The 20,908-nt window shown below is 58.3% G+C and carries 16 protein-coding genes; 15 read left to right on the top strand and 1 reads right to left on the bottom strand.

All coding sequences use genetic code 11. The annotated features are described in order from the left end of the window. Positions 1-87: 87 nt before the first annotated feature. The 4 genes from LPW11_RS20500 (at position 88) to LPW11_RS20485 (ending at position 6,864) form a co-directional block, all read left to right on the top strand. A complete protein-coding gene (locus LPW11_RS20500; protein WP_230995726.1) occupies positions 88-1,107 on the top strand; it encodes a queuosine salvage family protein in 1,020 nt (339 codons plus the stop codon). A gap of 253 nt (positions 1,108-1,360) precedes the next feature. Then, on the top strand, positions 1,361-3,277 hold the full coding sequence (locus LPW11_RS20495; protein WP_230995725.1) for an alpha-amylase family glycosyl hydrolase: 1,917 nt from the start codon (positions 1,361-1,363) through the stop codon (positions 3,275-3,277). A gap of 393 nt (positions 3,278-3,670) precedes the next feature. Further along, on the top strand, positions 3,671-4,123 hold the full coding sequence (locus tag LPW11_RS20490; RefSeq protein WP_230995724.1) for a ferritin family protein: 453 nt from the start codon (positions 3,671-3,673) through the stop codon (positions 4,121-4,123). A gap of 698 nt (positions 4,124-4,821) precedes the next feature. Continuing rightward, entirely contained in the window at positions 4,822-6,864 is a 2,043-nt protein-coding gene (locus LPW11_RS20485; protein ID WP_230995723.1) for a sensor histidine kinase, read from the top strand. 112 nt (positions 6,865-6,976) lie between these two features. On the opposite strand, the gene LPW11_RS20480 is transcribed toward LPW11_RS20485, so the two are convergent. Beyond that, positions 6,977-7,366 carry a hypothetical protein gene (locus tag LPW11_RS20480; RefSeq protein ID WP_230995722.1) on the bottom strand — a complete coding sequence of 130 codons (390 nt, stop codon included), beginning with the start codon at positions 7,364-7,366 and terminating at the stop codon, positions 6,977-6,979. A 173-nt stretch (positions 7,367-7,539) separates the two neighbouring features. On the opposite strand from LPW11_RS20480, the gene LPW11_RS20475 reads away from it, so the two are divergent. From LPW11_RS20475 to LPW11_RS20425, 11 genes are all read left to right on the top strand, one after another. Beyond that, complete coding sequence (locus LPW11_RS20475) at positions 7,540-7,992, top strand: ferritin-like domain-containing protein (protein ID WP_230995721.1); 453 nt, start codon at positions 7,540-7,542, stop codon at positions 7,990-7,992. A 305-nt stretch (positions 7,993-8,297) separates the two neighbouring features. After that, positions 8,298-8,963, top strand: coding sequence for a hypothetical protein (locus LPW11_RS20470; protein WP_230995720.1), 666 nt, complete (start codon positions 8,298-8,300; stop codon positions 8,961-8,963). 274 nt (positions 8,964-9,237) lie between these two features. Continuing rightward, the gene (locus LPW11_RS20465; protein WP_230995719.1) at positions 9,238-10,800 is read left to right on the top strand and encodes an ATP-binding protein; all 1,563 of its coding nucleotides are present in this window, start codon (positions 9,238-9,240) and stop codon (positions 10,798-10,800) included. A gap of 379 nt (positions 10,801-11,179) precedes the next feature. Continuing rightward, complete coding sequence (locus tag LPW11_RS20460; protein ID WP_230995718.1) at positions 11,180-11,803, top strand: DUF2760 domain-containing protein; 624 nt, start codon at positions 11,180-11,182, stop codon at positions 11,801-11,803. Between the two features lie 12 nt (positions 11,804-11,815). Further along, positions 11,816-13,663: an Hsp70 family protein gene (locus tag LPW11_RS20455; RefSeq protein WP_230995717.1), complete on the top strand. Its 1,848-nt coding sequence runs from the start codon at positions 11,816-11,818 to the stop codon at positions 13,661-13,663. A 3-nt stretch (positions 13,664-13,666) separates the two neighbouring features. Further along, positions 13,667-16,498 (top strand): hsp70 family protein, encoded by a 2,832-nt coding sequence (locus LPW11_RS20450; RefSeq protein ID WP_230995716.1) that lies wholly within the window; start codon positions 13,667-13,669, stop codon positions 16,496-16,498. 157 nt (positions 16,499-16,655) lie between these two features. Continuing rightward, positions 16,656-17,231, top strand: a complete 576-nt coding sequence (locus LPW11_RS20445; protein ID WP_230995715.1) for an HDIG domain-containing metalloprotein — start codon at positions 16,656-16,658, stop codon at positions 17,229-17,231. A 113-nt stretch (positions 17,232-17,344) separates the two neighbouring features. After that, on the top strand, positions 17,345-17,578 hold the full coding sequence (locus LPW11_RS20440) for a DUF2795 domain-containing protein (protein ID WP_230995714.1): 234 nt from the start codon (positions 17,345-17,347) through the stop codon (positions 17,576-17,578). 457 nt (positions 17,579-18,035) lie between these two features. After that, on the top strand, positions 18,036-18,683 hold the full coding sequence (locus LPW11_RS20435; protein ID WP_230995713.1) for a class I SAM-dependent methyltransferase: 648 nt from the start codon (positions 18,036-18,038) through the stop codon (positions 18,681-18,683). A 115-nt stretch (positions 18,684-18,798) separates the two neighbouring features. Then, positions 18,799-19,428 carry a uracil phosphoribosyltransferase gene (gene upp, locus LPW11_RS20430; protein WP_230995712.1) on the top strand — a complete coding sequence of 210 codons (630 nt, stop codon included), beginning with the start codon at positions 18,799-18,801 and terminating at the stop codon, positions 19,426-19,428. A 22-nt stretch (positions 19,429-19,450) separates the two neighbouring features. Next, positions 19,451-20,728: a uracil-xanthine permease family protein gene (locus LPW11_RS20425; protein WP_230995711.1), complete on the top strand. Its 1,278-nt coding sequence runs from the start codon at positions 19,451-19,453 to the stop codon at positions 20,726-20,728. Positions 20,729-20,908 lie beyond the last annotated feature (180 nt).

The following is a 20,908-nucleotide window of genomic DNA, read 5'->3' as shown; positions in this document are numbered from 1 at the left end:
TAGATCGACATGGGCGACAAGAGGGCGCCTCCTGTGTTACCTTCCTCTACGAGAGGTACTTTGTGCAGCAGCCGCGCTGGAGTTGAGGTGATCGAGGTGAGTATCCGTTTTTGTGTGAATGTTGAACGTACTCACCTGCTGGCGCAGATTCTGCGAAGGCTGCAATATATCCCTGATACTTTCGATGACTGGACGCCGTTCAAGGGTGACCGGTATCGCGAGATGCACTTTCTCTTCTTCCTTACCTGCATTGACCACAACACCCACGGTTCAGAAAGGTATGAGGCTGTCATAGAGGGCGAATCATTCCACGGGTCGGAACTTATGTACTACCTGGCCCGGCAGGCGGCCTCGTCTGATCCTGATCTCTTTACCCCCGCACGCATGAAGGATCTGGCTGATGAAGCGGTAAGGGATATTTTTACCGCTCCCGGAGGGCAGATACCTGCAGGGATCGAAGAGAGGGGGGAACTTCTGCGTGATGCGGCAACAATTCTGTGCGCCAGGTATGGTTGCGACCTCGCCAACCTCTTCAGGGAGGGGCGCGGCCGGCTCCGGCGAGCCGATGGCAGAGGTGTGCTGGACCTGTTGAGGGAAGTGAAGGGTTTTTCCGACCCTCTGGAGAAAAAGAGCTTTCTGCTGGTAAAGCTGCTGCGTAGGCGGGGGGCGATAACGGTAGCCGACCCCGCGGCGCTGAACGTCCCGATAGATCATGTGCTCTTCACCCTTGCCTTGAGAAGCGGCCTCGTTGAACCGGACCGAACGATCCAGGACGACATCCTGGAGAGGAGGCCCCTTTCGGAAGAGATCGTAGCGGAGTTGCGGAGGGCGGGCTTGAAGGCTTTTAAGGAGTTGGCACTGCACTCCTCCATCCCCGTCGATATCCTCGATGATCTCTTCTGGGCCTATGGCCGGGAGTGTCTCAGGTTCGCACCTCCATTTCCTGAAGAAAATACGGACGAGATAGTAGAGACCGTGTGCAAGCACATCGGAGACAAGGGTGCCCTGAAGGAGTTCATCCTTTTTATAAACGGCCTCGACTCCGGATCCCCTGATCGACCCAGGCTTTACCCCGTTCCTTCTTTTTCTCCGAATCGTTACTTTTAGATCAGGCAACCGCTCCTCTGTGGCATAACAGGCCATGGCACTAACGTTGGCACCTCTCACCCGCCCACCCCTGGCGCCACGCCACTCCTCTTTACCTCTCCAATGGTGTTGACAACCTTATGTCGTGGCATATCCTTTCTTGTCGAAATCCCTCCTTCATTCTCCTAGCGATTCCTGCAGGCACCACTGTTTTTGATGACGGCGATCCCCGAGTGTTTTGACCACGAAGTCACTACAGCTAAAGGAGGAATCAATGTACAGAAATTTCGGTGCAATTGTGGATCATGCTAACAAGACTGTGCAATTCCGCGTCTTCTTCCCCGACCATGAGGTGGATCCGAACCAGTACTACAGGGAGTACAACGTTCGTGACGACAAGGGTAAACTTCTGTACACAAACAAGGGGGGAAAGCCCGAGATCTCGGAAATCAGGGTGGTGGGAGACTTCCAGGGGGCGCTCGGGGGGACGAATTGGGATGTGAAGACCGCGCCGGTTCTCGGGAAGATCCGTAGATACCCCGAAACTCCCGATGCCGCCAAAGGATTCCTTTACGAGTCAGACGTCATCAATCTGTCTGACGGCTTTTTCCAGTACCGCTACCAGGTGCTGCACAGCGGCGAGACCGAGCACCGCCTCTGCAACGACCCTTGCACCAAATATCACGACTACCGCGACGGGGACGGGGACGCTTCCGGTTTTGTGATCGGCGGGAACCCCCCTATAGAGGTTCAGCCTATAGCAGACCGGCTTCCTCTCGGCGACCTGGTCATATACGAGTTGCACCTCGAAGACTTTACCTGGGAAACTCGGCGCAACGAAGCCCCCATGGCAGAAATGCTGAAAAAAGTCGAGTACCTGGAGAGCCTTGGTGTCAATGCGGTGGAGATCCTCCCCTGGACAGGTTGCTCCGGCTCCGGGTACTCGTGGGGGTACACTCCCTTCCTCTATTTCTCCGTCACCAACAGGTACGTGGACGACAAGAAATACCCCCTGGAGAAGATCTCGCAGCTGAAGGCCCTTATCAACGCGCTGCACTCGAAGGGCATCCACGTCATCATGGACGGCGTGTACAACCACGTCTCAGATATGTTCCCGTACTACCAGCTGTACAAGGATAGGGACGTATGCCCCTTCATCGGCAACTTTAAGGAGTACGGGAGCTTCGGGCAGGTCATCGACTTCAACAACGAATGCGCCAACGAATTCATCCTCAGCGTGTGCAAGTACTGGATCGACGTTTTCAAGGTGGATGGGATCCGCTTCGACTATGTCAAAGGGTTTTACGATAAGGAGGACCGGCTCCACGGCTTCAGGACGCTGATCGAGAAGCTCAACGATTACATCGCCGAAGATCCCGCGCGGAAAAACATCTCTCTCACCCTGGAGCTCTTGAACGGCTACGACTGCATCAACGACACAAACACCGTCGACGCCACTGGATGCTGGCTTGACGACTATCTCTGGAGAACCTACGACTTCATCGAAAAGGGCAGGGTCAACAAGGAGATCATGCGCATCCTGAACGCAAACAAGGACTTCAAGCCGGGCAAGTCGCCCGTGATCTATGCGCAGAACCATGACCACCGGACACTGGTAAACAGCATCGGAAAAGGAAACTACAGCCGCGGCGAAGCCTGGCGCACTCAGCCGTACATCATCGCTCTTTTCACCTCCCCGGGCGCGATCCTCATGCACAGCGGCATGGAATGGGGGGAGAACACCTGGATGCCGGAAGGATCCGAGGAAGGGCCGTCCCGTACTTCCCGCATTCTGCACCGAGCCATCCACTGGTCTCAGCAGTACGACGCAGTCGGGACCATGTTGGCCTCAACCTATAAGAAGCTGATCGAGATCCGGAACAAGCACTCGGCACTGCGCTCCCCCAATTTCTACCCCGCCGACGACTACAGCACCTCCTTCAATCAGCAGGGGTACGGCTTCCATGAGGAAAAGCAGGTAGTGATCTATCACCGCTACGACAATAGCGAGAGATTCATAGTCGTTATCAACTTCTCGCAGAACAACCAGCAAATCGACATACCATTCCCGGCCAACGGCGTCTGGCGGGATCTGCTGAACGAGCACGACACCACGGTCTCCGGCTACTGGCTTCGGTCAGAGGTGGTGAACTCCAACTGGGGCAAAATCTTTTGGCAGAAGATATCCTGATCCTTGAATGCCCCGGGAGCCGCAGGGGGAGCAAGTGACAAGAGAAACAGCCGGGAAAGTGGCCGCAGGCCCGGTAGGAGGGAGTAGGGCGTACTTGAAGGGCCTCAGTATCCAGTAAGAAGGTCACAGGTCGACTTCTCTCCTGCACCGAATATAGAAAAGGGATCAGCGCGGAAGGTAGCTGATTCCTTTTTGCATTTATTCCAGGGTACTGCACCGTGGTTCATTGAATCCGAATCGCCATGTGCAAAGCCTGACCCCCGCCGCCCCGTCAAGCCTGTGCGCCTTATAAATCCGTTTTCGCCCGCTCCTGAAGACATTTGCTTGACTTCACAAATATGTGGCTGGTACATTAGCGGCCCGAAAGGGAACCCTGCCAAAAGGAGTAACAGCATGAGCGTTTACGGGTATGAGGAGATTGTGGCATCAGCCGTCGAGAACGAAATTGAGGCCTTCGATTTTTATACGTCCGCTGCGGGAAAAGTTGCTGACGTGACACTGAAGGCCATTTTCAATGATCTTGCTGCAGAGGAGCTGAAGCACCGTGAGTTCCTTCACAATCTTCTCAGCGAGCCGCAGGAGATGAGCTTCGACATGGATCACGAGTTCCATGTTGTCGCTTCGACCGACGAGCCGAAGCTGAGTATCTGGATGAAGCCATCCGAAGCCATTGCACTTGCAATCAAAAAGGAAGAAGAGGCAATGGTGAAATACGCAAGTCTTGCGAATGTCAGTTTGGACGGTCCTCAAAAAGACATGTTCGAGTCACTCTCACGCATGGAGCAGGGCCATAAGGTCAAGCTGGAGGCTGTCTACAACGACATGGCGTTTGCCGAAGCCTGGTAGCACCCAGGCAGTAAAACCTAATCAAGTAGGTACAATAGGAGGCGCGGCGAGATACTTGCCGTGCCTCTTTCACTTTTCAATTCAGCAAAACCGGGTGTCATCAACGAGTCACAGCACTTCGGGTTAGCTCTTGCCTTCCCCCTTGCTATAACAAACGAGACGAATATGGCCGTTAGACCGTCTTTCCCTCAGGATCTTGAATTTAGGAAAATAGAGCACGATGAAAATGACTCGCTTCCAAAGAAATTGCATTGTTGCAGGAGTTGTCTCTTACGGGATCTTGTGGCTGATAATTAGGATGCCATCCGCCGACCAGAGAAAGACCATAATCGATTGGCTTGCGGAGTTACCTATTATGTGGTGGAGGATCACGGGGGGAATACTCCTAATTCCAGCATTTTTCTTCTGGAAAAAGTTCTTTGGTAGGTCCGACAGGTAAACTTCAAGTTCGCAGGGTCCTCCGCGGCGAGGTAGTAGAAACGCCCATCTTCAGATCCTCATTCGGAACTCGCCTCAACTTTCACCTTTCTGCACAGCCATCACGTCCCCACTCTTTCTTCCGATTGCGAGAAAGTGTCTCCCAGCCTGTCCCTTTGCCTGCGTCCTTCATAATGAAGTTGCATTTTTCCCTTCACATATAACACTTTATCTCACGTTCCGGCTTCGCTCTTTCCGTGGTTTGCTAGAATGTCAGCAGAATGGACGAAGCGGAAGGGGGTAGCTGCATGCCGAGGGCGTGGCATCTCAAACGCAGAACTTCGTCAATTATGCTGGTCATCCTCACCACCGCATTTGTCTGCCTGATCAGCCTGTCGACATTGTGCCTTGCGCAGACGGAGAAAAACGTCCTTGTCCTCAACTCCTACTCTCCCGGCTTCAAGTGGACGGATGACACCATCGCCGGGATTTCAGAATCGTTGCGCCATTCCGGGCAACGCGTCAGGATCCACCACGAGTTTATGGACACCAAAAGGGTTTCTGACTCCCACTATCTCGCGCTTCTTTACGAGACCTACCGATACAAGTTTGGCCAGAGCAGCTTTGATTTGATCATGACCTCCGACGACGACGCCTTTGATTTCATGGTGAAGTACCGCGATCAACTATTCCCCAACATCCCAGTCGTTTTTTGCGGAGTCAACAACTTCGACCCGTCGCGACTTCACGGCGAGAGACTTTTTACAGGCGTCAATGAAGCGGTGGATCTCAAGAAAACTCTGGACCTCGCCCTTAGGCTACACCCGAAGACGAAGGAAGTTTTGGTCGTCAACGATACCACAACAACAGGGAGGACAGTCCACAGCCAGCTCGACGAGATCATCCCCGCCTATCTGTCCAGGGTGAACTTTACTCTCCTCGAAGATGTGGCAATGCCTGAGATTCTGGCGACGGTACAGAAGCTGGAGCCGGATGCCCTCGTGTTCTATCTCTTCTTCTCCCGCGACAAGCTTGGAAACCAGTTCGATTATGACGAGAGCATCTCACTCGTCGCGCACCGCTGTCCGGTTCCTGTCTATGGAGTGTGGGATTTTAACCTCGGCCGTGGGATCGTAGGAGGGATGCTGACCAGCGGATACACACAGGGGATCACCGCCGGGCGGATCGCGGTACGGGTCCTCCAGGGCGAAAGCGCGGACAACATCCCGGTAGTGATGACCAGCCCCAACAAATACATGTTCGACTACCGGCAGATGCAGCGGTTCGGCATCAAGGCCTCCGATTTGCCGGCTCAGAGCATAGTGGTAAATCGGCCATCGAACCAGTTCACCCTGTGGAGAGGCTTCGTCTGGGGAGGTGTTGCCGTTCTCACGCTGCTGGCACTGGCGATTTCAATACTGGTCTTCAAGATGGTGATGAAGAAGCGTATGGAACGGCGACTTTTCCATCTCAACAACGAGCTTGAGGAGCGGGTCAGGCAGAGAACAGAGGAACTGCGACTGAACCAGCTAGCTCTGGAGGAACAAAATGCGGTGTTGCAGCAGACTCTCAGCGCACTGAAGGTCGAGACGGAGGAACGCATCCGCGTAATGGAAGAACTCAGGGCACGGGACCAGTTGCTGATACACCAGAGTCGCATGGCCGCCATGGGAGAAATGCTTGGCAATATCGCGCACCAGTGGCGTCAGCCTCTAAACGTACTTGGGCTTTGCATTCAGGAACTTGGTCTTGCTTACAGCGTCGGAGAGTTCAGCGAGCAACTGCTGGAAACCAACACCAGGAAGATGATGACGCTTCTGGACCACCTTTCGAGGACGATCGACGACTTCAGGTCCATGTCCACCCCGGAGAGGGAAAAGATCCGGTTCAATGTCCGGCAGGTTATCGAGAAGACACTTTCGCTCGTGTCGGACAGCTTCGCGGCTCAGGGGATTCGTATTGAAACTGATATCTCCGGAGAGCCGGAGGTCAATGGGTACCCTAACGAGTACGGACAGGTGCTGCTCAACATCCTGATGAATGCAAGGGATGCGTTCCTGGAGCGTGCCGTGGCCGATGCGCGGATCACGGTGCGCGCATGGACGGAAGAAGGGCGGACAGTAGCGACGGTGACTGACAATGCCGGGGGGATGGACAACTCCATTCTTTGCAAGGCATTTGAGCCGTACTTCACGACCAAAGAGCCAGGGAAGGGAACCGGAATAGGTCTTTTCATGTCCAAGACCATCATTGAGAAAAACATGGGCGGCAAACTCAAGGCCCGCAACGTTGGTGGTGGCATGGAATTTAAGATAAGCATCTAGCCGATAGGGAACGGCCTAACGACCACAAAGCAGACGATGGGGATTAGCATGTTTGCAGGGCCTTTATGGCGAAAAGGGAAATTTCCGCTACTTCCCACAGCGCCCATAACTTCTACCTTCTTCGGGGTGCACGCCCGCCGATGGCGAAGGAGAGCCGGGCCAGACGGCGGTGAGGGTAGGTGGGGGCGATGACGGGAATGCCTTTGCTGCAGGTAACGAACCCGTCGGCCCAGGCTTTGTCAAAGCACTCGTGGGCTGCATTCCTCAGGGAATCGAAGAAGATGAGTGTGGTAAGCATGCTGTTGTAGCAGGAAACTCCCAGCACCTGGTAAGGCTCCAGACCGCACATGAACCCGCCACATGCCACGAGCAGGATGAACGGCACGCTCACCACTGCCGTATAGAGCACCAGCGTCGCCCGTGCACGAACTGCTTCCTTCGTTAGCCGTACCCCTTCCCACGGATCCTCATCGTCATATTCATAGTAGTCATGTTCGCGCACGCTTCCTCCCATGGACCCGTTTTATCCGCCGCTTCCGTCTCGTCAATTGTACCCAATTCTGCGCCGTGGCATCAACCCGGAGCCCACTCATCCGTCGTCGCTTGACATGTGTTAATTAACTCTGGTACTGTTCTGCCCCGCGGGTGTACTCACAATCGAACAGGAGGATGAGAATGAGAGAGTATGATTACAAGGAGATCATCGCATCGGCTGTAGAGAACGAAGTTGAGGCATTCGAATTCTACACCTCCGCCGGTGAAAAAGTTGCTGACGCCACCCTGAAGGCGACCTTCAAAGATCTTGCTGCCGAGGAATTGAAGCACCGGGAGTTCCTGCAAGGTCTCCTTTCCCAGCCGCAGCCGCTCAGCTTCGATGCGGCGCAGGATTACAAGGTTGCGGAGTCGATCGACAAGCCGAAGCTGACCGTCTGGATGAAGCCGGCCGATGCCATCGCACTCGCAATGAAAAATGAAGAAGAAGCGATGGTCATGTATGCGGAACTTGCCAAGGCAAGTGCCGATGAGTCGCAGAAGGCGATGTTTCAATCGCTGTCACGCATGGAGCAGGGGCATAAAGTGAAGCTGGAGGCGGTGTACAACGATTTGGCTTTCGCCGAAACGTGGTAAGCCGTAAGAACGATTCGGTGGCCTAAGCATTAGCGTCGACCGCCTGGGTATCCGGCCTCTGCAAGGCGATGTGACTGAAACGACAGGGTCGGGCGTGACGGAAAAGCGCGCCCGCACCCATTCACTATCAATAAAAAGTGATCCCCTTCCTTACGGTCTCACACCGTCCACACCTTCTCCATTCCAATAGAAACCGCACCTGAGGTGTCCTGGTAAAAACGAGACTCCGGTCTTTCCCTGGGCTACAATACTCCTGAAAAGTACACGAGAACGGAAAGCCTCGACGGCGTCAAAGGCGGAGCCCCATGAGCATTGAAGTCATAGCCAAGGTTTTAAAAGAATTGGGAGGAAAGGCGTTCGTCACCCTCGAGAGCGGACCCTTCCATACGAGGGTGAAGGAGGATGTAGCTGAGCAACTGAATGAAGTGTATGAAGATATTGATGAGGCAGCCTTTGATGTGGAGATTCGCCTTGAGTGGGACGCCAACCCTCGGGAAATTGCCGTCACCATACGCGCGGCATCGGCTGATTTTGACCATTCCAGGCGGCTCCATGCGTATCAACTAAGCAGCAGGGAGCGCAGCACGTTGCTCAAAGAGCTTGTTGACCAAAAGAAGCGGCTGCAAGCATTTGAACCGAGTAAGCCGAAAGTGATCGTGAGGAAAAAAGCTGACAACAGCTATGACCTTCATGTCGCGGCGCAGAAGTTGGATGTCGGCAGCGAGTGGTTCAAGAAAAATGTCCCGTGTACCGGGTACAACTGTGAGGGAGGTGAAGACAGCAAGAAAGTCCTCAACTTCCGATATCACAAGGAGATGGTCGACAGACTCTGCAAAGCAAAGGATGACGCTTTCGACGAGACAGACCTCAAATACGTTGCGGATGCCTGCTGCGAGGGGGACATTGAGTGGGCTCGGGAAATTGTTGCTTCATTGAAGGAGCAGAGAAAGAGGAGGACAGAGACGGACTAACTAAAACGGGGCTTCTCCTGACCCCTATGACCGCGCCCCGGCGCTCCGATCCCGGAGCTTCGCAAAAGATCATCTCCGACGACCCATCCCCGGGGTTCCTGATACCCAGAGTGTTGACTTTGGAATGACAAAGCTGTAGAACATGTGAATCTTTGTGGTCGCTAATAAAGCGGAGCCGGGTTGTCAGCCACTAAAGGGGATACACCTTCCACAAAGGATCGGCGTATAATCGGTTCGTGCCACACGCTGTGCCCGTTACAGACACGGAACCTGTATGAAAAATGGCCGCGCATCAAAAACCCACCTTGTTGCCCTGCGGATCGTTGCGATCTACGCATCCTTCAGCGCCCTCTGGATTTATCTCTCTGACCACATCGTAGGCCTCCTGGTAAGTGATCCGGATACTCTCATCTCCATTTCCACCTTCAAGGGTATTCTCTTCATTCTCCTGACATCGTGGCTTCTCTTTCGTCTTATTCTCCAGTACGTCGACAAAAGCGAGCGCGCCAATTCGACAGTGCGGGAGAGCGAGAGCAGGATGAACAAGGCGGAGGAGATGGCTCACCTCGGCAGCTGGGAACTTGATGTAGTCAACAACGTCCTTACCTGGTCAGACGAGGTCTACCGGATCTTCGGACTTGCCCCGCAGGCTTTCGCTGCAACCTATGAAGCGTTCCTGGATGTGGTGCACCCCGATGATCGTGCAGCGGTGGACGCAGCATATTCCGCATCGTTGAAAGACGCGAGTGACTCCTACGAAATAGGACACAGGGTCGTGCGCAGGTCGACGGGAGAGATCCGCTACGTGCTGGAAAAGTGCGAGCATATACGCGACTGCGACGGGAGGATCACCCGTTCCCTCGGCATGGTGTACGACATCACCGAGAGCATGCGGGCCGCAGAAGCGCTTAAAAAGGCGAACGAGGAACTTGAAGAGCGCGTCGCGCAGCGCACAGAAGAACTGGAAAAAAGCAGGCAGGAGCTGGAAAAACAGAACAGGCAACTGAGGGACACCTACCGCGAACTCGAGCTGGAGACGGCGGAGCGGATCCGTGCCCTCCGTGAGCTCCGCCACAAGGACCAGATGTTGATACAGCAAAACAGGCTGGCGGCAATGGGGGAGATGCTGGGAAACATTGCGCATCAGTGGCGCCAGCCTCTGAATGTTCTTGCGCTCATGGTGCAGGAAATGGGGTTGCGGTTCGAAGTGGGGGAGTGGAACAAGGATCATCTGGACTCCTATGTCGCCAAGACGATGGAGATCCTCGAGCACATGTCGCAGACGATCGAAGATTTCCGAAATTTCTCAACCCCCTCGAAAGAAAAGGCGCCCTTCAGTGTAAATGACCTCATCGCAAGGACCCTCTTTCTTTTCGAACAGAGCTTCGGCGCTCAAGGCGTTTCGATAAAGGTTTCGACCAGCGGCAACCCGGTCATCAACGGGTTCCGTAATGAGTACGGTCAGGTGCTCATCAATCTCCTGACCAATGCAAGGGATGCGCTGGTGGAGCAGGGAACGAAGGATCCTGTGATATACGTGCATTCCCGGGGTGAACAGGGGAAGTCGGTTGTCACCGTCGCCGACAACGCAGGGGGCATCGACGAAAAGATCATGGACAGGATCTTCGACGCCTACTTCACCACGAAGGACCACGGTAAAGGTTCCGGCATAGGTTTATTCATGTCCAAAAGCATCATAGAGAAAAGCATGGGCGGCCACATCACCGTGCGAAACGCCGAACGGGGCGCAGAATTCACAATAGAGGTGCCAGCTGTGCCCGGCGAGGCAGCTCTCCGCAACCTGACGGAAAATGCTCCGTTTCTGCGGCCGAGATGAAGGTTAATCTGGGAATTCCGGGGACTCTGCGTGGGGTTCCCTCTTTCCTCCAGAGGAGAGGACGCTAGTGGCGCCGCGCCTGGAGCACAGGCTTCCCAGCCTGTAGCCGCGGCGCCAGCCGCGCGGTCTGTGGCGGCTGCGCCGTCATCGCAGGCAAGATGCCTACGCTCCAGCGCGGGGGCACCCGGGTTCTTTGTAGCCACCGTCGGCTGCTGGAGTAGACCTCGCGTCCCCCTCTTCCCGCAGGTTCTTACATGACAACCTCCTTTCTCCGCCAGCACCTCCCTTTCGCACCGCCCGCTCGTTGTAAAACCTCAACAATGCGGTATAGATATGACGTCCTGTCGGACTTTCTTCACGTTATCGGGAGGGTGCAACGATGGATCTACTTCTTACCATGCTCGCCTTGGCTCTCGCGATCGTCATCTCGTTCGTCCCCCTTGATGCCGGTCTTTTGCACCTCCTGCAGATTCTCCTCGTCGTCTTCCTCGTCTCCCTTTTGGCGCTGAAATTTTTCCAGTCGCAGCGCTCGAAGCCGGCTGCAACGCCGGCGCCGAAGCAGGAACCGGCGGCCGCGCCGGCGGCAGTGGCACCGGCGCCCGAGGCTCTTGTCGAGGCCGGGGTGGTGCAGTTCCTGGCGCGCCTGCAGGAGAAAGGGCGTCTGGTGGACTTTCTCATGGATGACGTTACTCCCTACTCCAACGAGCAGGTCGGCGTGGCCGCGCGGGTGGTGCATCAGGGGTGCCGCGAGGTGCTGCGTGGGACGTTCGATATTGAGCCGCTGCACTCCGGCCAGGAGCGGGATGCAATCTCTCTCGCCGGTGACTACGACGCCGCGACCTATCGTCTGGTCGGAAAGGTGCCGGACCGTCCACCGTACCAGGGAACGGTGCTGCATCGCGGCTGGAAGGCTACCCGGATCTCCTTGCCGCGCGTTGCGGACAGTGCCGCTCAGTCGGCGGCTCGGAAGATCATCGCTCCCGCCGAAGTAGAGATGGGCTGAATGGAGGCTGACATGGAAAGACGCTACGCTGTCGGCATCGATCTCGGCACGTCCAACTCGGCGCTGGCTCTGGCGCCGGCTGAGCCGGAGGCCTCCCCCGAGGTCCTGCCGATCCCCCAGCACTTTTCCTTCCAGTCGGTCGCGGAGCTGGCGACTCTCCCATCGGTCCTTTATCTGCCGCTGGAAAATGAAGCAGAGAGCGCCGACGCGACCCTCCCGTGGGGCGAGGAGCCGTTGCGGTCGGGGGTGGTGGGGCAGTTCGCGCGGGAGCGGGGAACAGTGATGCCGGATCGGATGGTGGCCTCGGCGAAGTCCTGGCTCTGCAGTCCTCACGTCGACCCGGAGGAGCCGCTGCTGCCGTGGAATTCGGACATGGAGCCCACGCAAAAGGTATCCCCCTTTCAGGCCTCGGTGCGCTACCTGCGCCATCTCCGGGAGGCCTACATAGCCGCACTGCAGCAGAGAGGCGCGCCCTCAAGTCCGGAAGCATGCGAGATAGTGGTCACGGTTCCTGCCTCTTTCGACGACGTCGCCCGTTCCCTCACACACCGCGCTGCGCAGGCGGCGGGATGGGGGGGCGTGACACTCCTTGAGGAGCAGCAGGCGGCCTTCTACTACTGGATAGCCCAATCAGGAGGGAAGTGGCGCGACCTGGTCCGTCCGGGGGACCTCGTTCTGATCTGCGACGTCGGGGGCGGGACCGCCGACTTCTCCCTGGTGGCGGTTTCCGAGCAGGGGGGGGCATTGCAGCTGGAGCGGGTCAGCGTCGGCGACCATATCCTCCTCGGCGGCGACAACATGGATCTCGCCCTTGCCTATACCATGCGCGCCGAACTGGAGGGGGAGGGGCAAAAGATCGACAACTGGCAATTTCTTTCCCTGATCCACTCCTGCCGGGTGGGAAAGGAGACGCTCTTCGCCGATCCGGCGCTTTCCGCTTACCCCATCTCTCTGCCCAGTCGCGGCTCCAGCCTTTTCGCAGGCACGGTCTCCACCTCCCTCAGACGTGAAACGCTGGAGGCAGTCGTGCTGAACGGCTTCTTCCCCCGCACAGGAGCGGCTGACCATCCCGCCCGCCGCCGCAACCTGGGCCTCAAGGAGTTCGGCCTCGACTACGCCGCCGACCCCGCGCTCAGCAAGCACCTCGCCTTTTTCCTTGCTCGCAGCTTCAAAAACACCCTCGCAAGCGAAACCCTGTCGTCGCTGGTGTCGAGGCAGGTGCGGCAGGCGGAAGGGGTGGAATTCATTGCCCCCAGCGCCATCCTTTTCAACGGCGGGATCTTCAAGGCGGCCCCTTTGCGGGAAAGGGTCCTCGAGCTTCTCTCCTCCTGGAGCGGGTCGGCGGTGCTCGAGTTGCCGGAGTCGGACTTCGACCTCGCGGTGGCGAAGGGAGCGGCGGTGTACGCCCGCACGCGCCTTACCGGTGAAGGGATCCGCATAAAGGCGGGGACCGCTCGTTCCTATTACATCGGGCTGGAATCGTCCATGCCTGCGGTCCCTGGATTGATCCCGCCTCTCAAGGGGGTTTGCGTCGTTCCTCAGGGAATGGAGGAGGGGAGTGAGGAGACCTTGCCGGGACAGGATTTCGGCCTGGTGACCGGAGAGTCGGTGGAGTTTCGCTTCTTCTCTTCCTCCGTGCGATCCGGAGACAAAGTAGGGGACGTTGTCGACGCCGACGAAGACCTGGAGGAGACGGCGAGCCTGCAAGTCGTCCTTCCGCCGATCGAGGGGAAGGAGGGGACGATGATCCCGGTCAGGCTGCACTCCGTGGTTACCGAGCTCGGTACCCTGGAGCTATGGATGCGGCACGAGGCATCGGGGCAGCAATGGAAGCTCGAGTTCAACGTCCGGGGGGAGTAGCCCGTGGCACCTCCGCGCTTTGTAATCGGAATCGACCTCGGCACCACCAACTGCGTGGTTGCCTACCTGGAAGTCGAAAGTACCAGCTACCACCCAACGGTCCTCCCGGTGCTCCAGTGGGATACGCCGGAGAGTACTGTCGCACAGGAGACACTCCCCTCCTTCAACTACCTCGCCACCCCCGCCGAGCGTGACAGGGGATTTCGCAACGATCGAGCCGGCCTTCCCACCGCTGGCAGCTGGATCCCCGGCATCTATGCTCTGCAGCGCATGGGGGACACCCCCACCCGCGTCATCCACTCCGCCAAGTCGTGGCTCTGCCACGGCGGCATCGATCGCACCGCGGCGATTCTCCCCTGGCACTCCGACGAAGTTCCTCCCGAAGAGCGGCTCTCGCCGGTGGAGGCGAGCAGCGCCTACCTCGCCTATATGAAGGAATGCTGGAACAGGGCGCATACCGACGGAGGCACGGAATCGGCCTTCGACAACCAGCGCGTCGTGATAACCGTGCCGGCGTCCTTTGACGAGGCTGCCCAGCAGCTCACGCTGGAGGCGGCACGCCTCGCGGGATATCCGCAGGAGAGGATTTCCCTCATCGAGGAGCCGCAGGCTGCCTTTTACGATTGGCTCGGGTGGGGGAAGCACGCGAGCATTCTCCTGGACCTCCTCGAGCGGACGTCCGAGCGGTCGGCGCGGGTCCTTGTCTGCGACATCGGAGGGGGGACCACGGATCTCAGTCTCTTCGAGATCGCGGCGGATGCCAAGGCACCGAGCGGCCTGGCGCTGAGACGCGTGGCCGTGAGCGAACACCTGCTCCTGGGGGGGGACAACATCGACCTCACCCTCGCGCATCTTTTCGAGCAGAAACTGACCGGCGGCCAGAGGAAGCTGGCAGGCAGGCAGTGGAGCCAACTGCTGGTGCAGGCCCGGGAGCTGAAGGAGAGGATACTGTCGGATGAAGAACCCCATCCCCACCCTGACCCTCCTCTTGAAAGGGAGGGGACCTGGGGGGCGACTTTTACCCTGACGCTCGCCGGCACCGGGGCGGGGCTTTTCGATTCGACTCTCTCGGCGACTGTCACCGCCGCCGAGGTGCGGGAAACGGTGCTGGAGGGATTCTTCCCACGTTGCGCCGCGCACGACCGCCCGCGCAAGAAGGGTGGGGGGTTGAGGGAGTGGGGGCTTCCGTACGCGGAGGATACCGCGGTCACCCGGCATCTGGCGGCGTTCCTGGAGGGGCGCACCGTTCAGGCGATCCTCTATAACGGCGGCAGTGTCACGCCCGCCTTTCTGCGACAGCGCCTGACGGGTCTGGTAGCGTCCTGGCAGGGAGGCGATGCCCCGGTGGAGCTGCACAACGACGCCATGGCGCTTGCCGTCGCGCGGGGCGCCGCCCGTTACGGCCAGATCCTGCATTCACCCCGCACCGGCGACCGCATCACCGGGGGGCATGCTCACGCCCTCTACCTGGAAGTCACCGGGCGGGAGAAAAAGGTGCCGTCCCTCATCTGCGTGCTTCCGAAGGGGATGGAGGCAAACCAGTCGGTGCGCATCGAAAGCGAGGAGTTTGACCTGCTGGTGAACCAGTCGGTACGTTTTCAGTGCTACTTCTCCAACCGCCGCCTTCGGGATTCGGCGGGGGAGGTGGTCCCGTGGCGGGAAGATGAGTTCCAGCCGTTGCCCCCCCTGCAGACGGCGATCCACCTGCCGACCGATCGGCCGAAGCCTCCAAACAACCGGGTGCGGGTGACTCTGGAGTGCAGCCTCAACGAACTGGGGCTCCTGCAGCTTTACTGCGTGGAGCGGGACGGGCCGGGACGGTGGCGGCTCGACTTCAACCTGCGCCGTCCGGTGGGGGAAGAGGAGGGGGGGCAGGCGCGGGAGGCGACGACCCCTGCAAGGGAGCTTGGTGAAGCGGTGGGGCTCATTCTCTCGGTGTACGGCAAAAAGCGGGACCCGAGCCTGCCGGAGGCGAAGCCCCGACAGCTTATGCGGCAGCTGGAAAGATCTTTGGGTGCCTCACGCGAGAGCTGGGACTCTGCGACGTTGCGGGGGCTTTGGCCCGCGATTGCACAGGGGATGACCCGCCGCAGCCGTAGTGTGGATCATGAGGAGTCGTGGCTCTACCTCGCCGGGTTCGCCCTGCGCCCCGGCTATGGCTTCCCGCTGGACGAGTCGCGCATCGAGGAGCTCTGGCGACTCTTCGAGCTGGGGATGGCCTTTCCGAAGGAAAAGCGGGTGCAGGTCCAATGGTACCTGCTCTGGCGACGCACAGCGGGTGGACTGAATGCGCAGCGGCAGATGAAGATCCTGGAAGCTATCTTCAACAAGCTGCCGTCGCGTCCCGAGACGGACGAGATACTCTACCTGGCGGGCTCACTGGAGCGGCTCCCGCTCGACCGGAAGATGCAGCTTGTGAAGGTGCTTTCGGCAGGGCTCACAAAGCCGCAGACCGGGAACCGGGTGCCGTATGCCTGGTCGCTCGGGAGGATACTGTCGCGCGTCCCGCTTTACGGTGGTCCCGAGACGATTGTTGCCCCCTCCGAGGTGGAGAGGCTCTTTCGTCAGCTGCGGGAGCTCAACTGGAAGGATACCGACTTCGCCCCTCTCGTTCCCCTTTTCGCACAGGCCGCCAGAAGGACCGACCAGCGCGGCATCGACGTCACGCCGGAAGTGCGCGAGGAAATCGTACGGAAGATGAAGGAATCCGGTGCCCGGGCCGAGGAGCTCCAGGTGGTGAGGGAGACCGTCCCGGTGAAGGATGCCGATCGCGTGCGCCAGTTTGGTGAGTCCCTTCCCAGCGGTCTGGTCCTCGTCAAGGCGAAGGGGACGTAGACGCAGTAAATGTAGGCCGGGATAAGCCGCAGGCGTTCCCGGCGTCCCCCCCCTCACACTCATCCCGCCTAAAGAAGAAATCTTCATCTTTCCCGGTGATCGTGGTAAATTCCCGCTGGTCCTACGACTGAAGTCCGAAAACTGCCAAGGAGATCCGATGCCCGCGACACCGACTCGAGAAGAAGCCTGGAAACTGCTGACTGAATATGTGCCGAGCGACAACCTGCAGCGTCACGCCCTTGCCGTAGAGGCTGTGATGCGGTACCTCGCCCGCAAGGCGGGAGAGGATGAGGAACAATGGGGACTGATAGGCCTGGTCCACGATGTAGACTATGAACTCTATCCGGAGGAGCACTGCAAGAGGGCGCCGGAGATACTTCGCCAGCACGATTGGCCGGAGGAACTGATTCGCGCCGTCGTCTCTCATGGGTGGGGCATTTGCACCGATGTGGAGCCGGTCAGCGCTGCCGAGAAGACCCTTTTCGCCATCGATGAGTTGACCGGTCTCGTGGCTGCAGCTGCTCTCGTGCGACCGTCCAGAAGTATCCTGGACCTTCCGGTAAAGAGTGTACTGAAAAAGTGGAAGGACAAGGCCTTTGCAGCGGGGGCTGATCGTTCCGTCATCGAAAAGGGTGCTGCGATGCTGGGGGTGGAACTGGCTGAATTGATAGCTGATTGCATCGAGGGGATGAAAACGCAGGCCGAGGCAATCGGGCTGAAGGGAAACCTGTAACCGGACCCCGGTCAGTAGCTGGAGTGGGAGTCGTCCACCGCTGAAAACGTAGCTCCTTCTTGACCGCGGAATGATAAGATGGCTTATCTATCACAGCAGATCAAGGAGGCTTTATGACACTGAAACCACGAGTTGCCCAGCCTCTCGGCGGGGCAACAGGCAGCCATACCGTTGCCAATATGACCCGAGCGCTGCACGGGCTGGAATTCCCGGCAAGCAAGGAGGAGATGCTAACGCAGGCCAAGCACAACCATGCTCCAAAAGAAGCGCTGGACGACATCGAGAGGCTGGAGGATCAGCAATACTGCGACATGGAGGACGTGGTTAAGGATTACGGGAAGCGCTAGCGGCGCTGGGAGTATTCTGGAGGATGAAGGCGACATCAACGGAAGAGATACATTCTCCGGGGGTGCCGCCTTCTTTGTAACTTGATCCTCCGTCGGGCTCCTCCTGAGTGACCAGTCCTCCTGAATTGAGGTTCATCCGCGAAGTTGCCGGAAGCAAATGTTCATCCGGGAATTCCGGGAATTCAGCCCGGTCTCTTCCGCTGACGTGAGGGGACACTAGTGGCGCCGCGCTGGAGCACAGGCTTCCCAGCCTGTACCGCGGCGCCAGCCGCGCGGTCTGTGGCGGCTGCGCCGCCATCGCAGGCAAGATGCCTACGCTCCAGCGTGGGGGCACCCGGATTCTTTGTAGCGCGTTCCCAGAATTCTCGGAAGAACCTTCGCAAAGGGGGGAACGCTAGTGCTCGTGCAGTCCTTCGTGGCACCGTGGGTGGAGGAGCCATTCTGCTGGAGTCGGAGTATGAATCGTTCTGGAAAAGATAAAGATCCGGATGAGCTGGACGAGCTGGCCCTCGCGTTGGTACGGCGACTGTGGAGAGATACAAATGTCCTGGCTCTGGACGCTGCCTGCGGTCTTGGCGGGCAGGCGGTTCGGCTGGCAAAGGCCGGGGCGCAGGTCGTGGCCTTTGATAGCGCTGATCTATCGGCAGAGGTGCAGGCTCGCGCTGTTGAGGCCCGCGTCGCCGATCGTATCACCTTTTATCAGGGCGATCTCAGAAGGGGCGGCGACATTCTACGCGATCGAAGGTTCCACGTTATCTGCTGCCAGAGGGCGATTCACTATCTGCGCTGGAGTGACGCAGTCACCGTCGTGCGCAACTTTACCCAACTCCTTCATCCCGGCGGAAAGCTTTTCCTTTCTGCCTGTGGGCTCTATTCCGAGTTGCGCGACGGATATCCCTGGCTGGAGGCGCGAGAGACGAGATACGCCCCGCTGAGTGAATCGATGCGCGCCAAGCACGGCATCCAGGGCGATATCTGTCTCTACACCGAGGATGATCTTGCAGAACTCTTTCGCGAAGGGGGCTTGTCGAAGGAGACGATCTTCAGATCCCGATTCGGGAACGTGAAGGGCGTCGCGGTGAAAGAGTTCGGGAGGCAGCCTTGAGGGAAAGCGGGCTTTGTTTCGTCGTATCAACCGAGAAATAATTAATAGTAAAACTGCTGATTTGTTTCCTGATCTGCGGTATCTTACGGGACCGATATTACCTTTTGGGGGAGAGATGGGCGTACACGAGATAAATCATCCGCTGGTGAAGCACAAGATAGGGCTGATGCGGGAGGCGCGGATAAGCACGAAGAAGTTTCGCGAGCTTACGGCCGAGGTGGCCTGCTTGCTGGCCTACGAGGCATGCCGCGATTTTCCGCTCGAGGAAAAGACAATCGAGGGGTGGGACGGCAGCCCGATCACCATCCAGCAGATAAAAGGGAAGAAGGTTACCGTCGTCCCCATTCTGCGTGCGGGCATCGGCATGCTGGACGGCGTGCTCGACATGATCCCCAACGCAAAGGTAAGCGTGGTGGGATTGGCCCGCAACGAGGAGACGCTGGAGGCACACACCTACTTCGAGAGGTTCGTCGGGAAACTCGATGAGCGCCTTGCCCTCATCGTCGATCCGATGCTGGCGACCGGCGGCTCCATGGTAGCAACCATCGAGATGCTGAAAAAGGCGGGGTGCCGCCAGATCCGGGTTCTGTGCCTTGTGGCGGCGCCGGAAGGGCTGAAAAGGGTCACGGACCTTTATCCCGAAATAGACATCTACGTCGCCGCCGTCGACCAGGGGCTCAACTCCGTCGGCTACATTCTCCCCGGCCTCGGAGACGCGGGCGACAAGATCTTCGGAACGAAATAACATCACCAACAAGAGGATTTAGATGATAGAAGCAAAAGAACCGGTGTGGCGCCAGGCCCTTTCCGGTGCGCAGATTCTTTTCGTGGCATTCGGGGCACTGGTGCTGGTGCCGATCCTGACCGGGCTCAACCCGAGCATGGCTCTTTTGGGCGCCGGGATCGGGACACTGATCTTCCAACTCACCACCAAGCGAACCGTTCCTATCTTTCTCGGCTCCTCCTTCGCCTTTATCGCGCCGATCATCTACAGCACCCAGACCTGGGGACTTCCCGCCACCATGGGGGGGCTCTTCGTGGCCGGCTTCCTGTACCTGATACTCTCCTTTCTCATCTACCTGCGCGGTGTGAGCTTCATCCACCGCCTCATGCCCGCCGTCGTCGTCGGCCCGATCATCATGGTGATCGGTCTGGGACTTGCCGGAGTGGCTGTCAACATGGCGATGGGAAAGACAGGCGACGGCAAGATCGTGCTGGTCGAGTACCAGACAGCGCTTCTGGTGGCGGGGGTCTCCCTTGCAACGACAGCCGCAGTCGCCACGAAGGCGAAGGGGATCTTTCGGCTCCTCCCGGTCCTCTCCGGCGTCGCGGTGGGCTATATCCTCTCTGTCTGCCTCGGACTCGTCGATTTCTCCAAGATCGCCCAAGCCCCCTGGATTGCCGTTCCTAGCCTGGTGGCACCGCAGTGGAACTGGTCGGCGATCCTCTTCATGTTCCCGGTTGCGCTGGCCCCTGCCATCGAGCACGTCGGTGATGTCGTGGCCATCGGCGCGGTTACCGGCAAGGATTACACCGAAAAGCCGGGGCTGCACCGGACGATGCTCGGCGACGGTCTTGCCGTCTGCTGCGCCGCGCTGATCGGCGGGCCGCCGGTGACGACGTACGCCGAGGTGACCGGAGCGGTGATGATCACCCGCTGCTACAACCCCGTCATCATGACGTGGGCCGCGTGTTTTGCTGTGGCGATGGCCTTTTTCGGCAAGTTCAACGCCATTCTGCAATCGATTCCGGCACCGGTCATGGGGGGGATCATGATGCTCCTCTTCGGCTCGATCGCGTCGGTCGGTCTCAGCACTCTCGTGCAGGCGAAGGTAGACATGCACCGGCCGCGCAACCTGGTCATCGTCTCGCTCGTCCTCGTCTTCGGGATAGGGGGGCTGAGCATCAACGTGGCGGGTCAGCACCTGCACGGCGTCAGCCTGTGCGGTATCGCCGCGATCCTTTTGAATCTGCTCCTTCCGAAGGACAAGGAGCCGGTGCAGGATGCGGAGCCGGAGGCGGCTGCTTTGGGGTTGGCGGACTAAGGTAGGCGCCGATAGCATAATCGTCGGATTTAGATGGGAAGAAAAGGGCTGATCGAGTTGATCAGCCCTTTTTTCGTGTGTGCGCCCGGCGGGTATGACTCGTTCCGAAGATGCACCTTAGCTCGTTCCCAAGGTCCACCTCGGGAACGTACCTGCGCGCAAAGCTCCCGCTTTGCATCC

The organism is Geomonas sp. RF6, assembly GCF_021044625.1.
In the GTDB taxonomy this organism is placed as follows: Bacteria; Desulfobacterota; Desulfuromonadia; order Geobacterales; family Geobacteraceae; genus RF6.
The sequence above is the reverse complement of the archived record's forward strand: the minus strand, read 5'-3'. Positions and strand labels throughout refer to the sequence as shown.

Excerpts from the sequence above, each read along its gene's own strand:
- LPW11_RS20495 (WP_230995725.1), top strand. The coding sequence starts at position 1,361 with ATGTACAGAAATTTCGGTGCAATTGTGGATCATGCTAACAAGACTGTG.
- LPW11_RS20490 (WP_230995724.1), top strand. The coding sequence starts at position 3,671 with ATGAGCGTTTACGGGTATGAGGAGATTGTGGCATCAGCCGTCGAGAAC.
- LPW11_RS20485 (WP_230995723.1), top strand. The coding sequence starts at position 4,822 with ATGGACGAAGCGGAAGGGGGTAGCTGCATGCCGAGGGCGTGGCATCTC.
- LPW11_RS20475 (WP_230995721.1), top strand. The coding sequence starts at position 7,540 with ATGAGAGAGTATGATTACAAGGAGATCATCGCATCGGCTGTAGAGAAC.
- LPW11_RS20470 (WP_230995720.1), top strand. The coding sequence starts at position 8,298 with ATGAGCATTGAAGTCATAGCCAAGGTTTTAAAAGAATTGGGAGGAAAG.
- LPW11_RS20465 (WP_230995719.1), top strand. The coding sequence starts at position 9,238 with ATGAAAAATGGCCGCGCATCAAAAACCCACCTTGTTGCCCTGCGGATC.
- LPW11_RS20460 (WP_230995718.1), top strand. The coding sequence starts at position 11,180 with ATGGATCTACTTCTTACCATGCTCGCCTTGGCTCTCGCGATCGTCATC.
- LPW11_RS20455 (WP_230995717.1), top strand. The coding sequence starts at position 11,816 with ATGGAAAGACGCTACGCTGTCGGCATCGATCTCGGCACGTCCAACTCG.
- LPW11_RS20445 (WP_230995715.1), top strand. The coding sequence starts at position 16,656 with ATGCCCGCGACACCGACTCGAGAAGAAGCCTGGAAACTGCTGACTGAA.
- LPW11_RS20440 (WP_230995714.1), top strand. The coding sequence starts at position 17,345 with ATGACACTGAAACCACGAGTTGCCCAGCCTCTCGGCGGGGCAACAGGC.
- LPW11_RS20435 (WP_230995713.1), top strand. The coding sequence starts at position 18,036 with ATGAATCGTTCTGGAAAAGATAAAGATCCGGATGAGCTGGACGAGCTG.
- upp (WP_230995712.1), top strand. The coding sequence starts at position 18,799 with ATGGGCGTACACGAGATAAATCATCCGCTGGTGAAGCACAAGATAGGG.
- LPW11_RS20425 (WP_230995711.1), top strand. The coding sequence starts at position 19,451 with ATGATAGAAGCAAAAGAACCGGTGTGGCGCCAGGCCCTTTCCGGTGCG.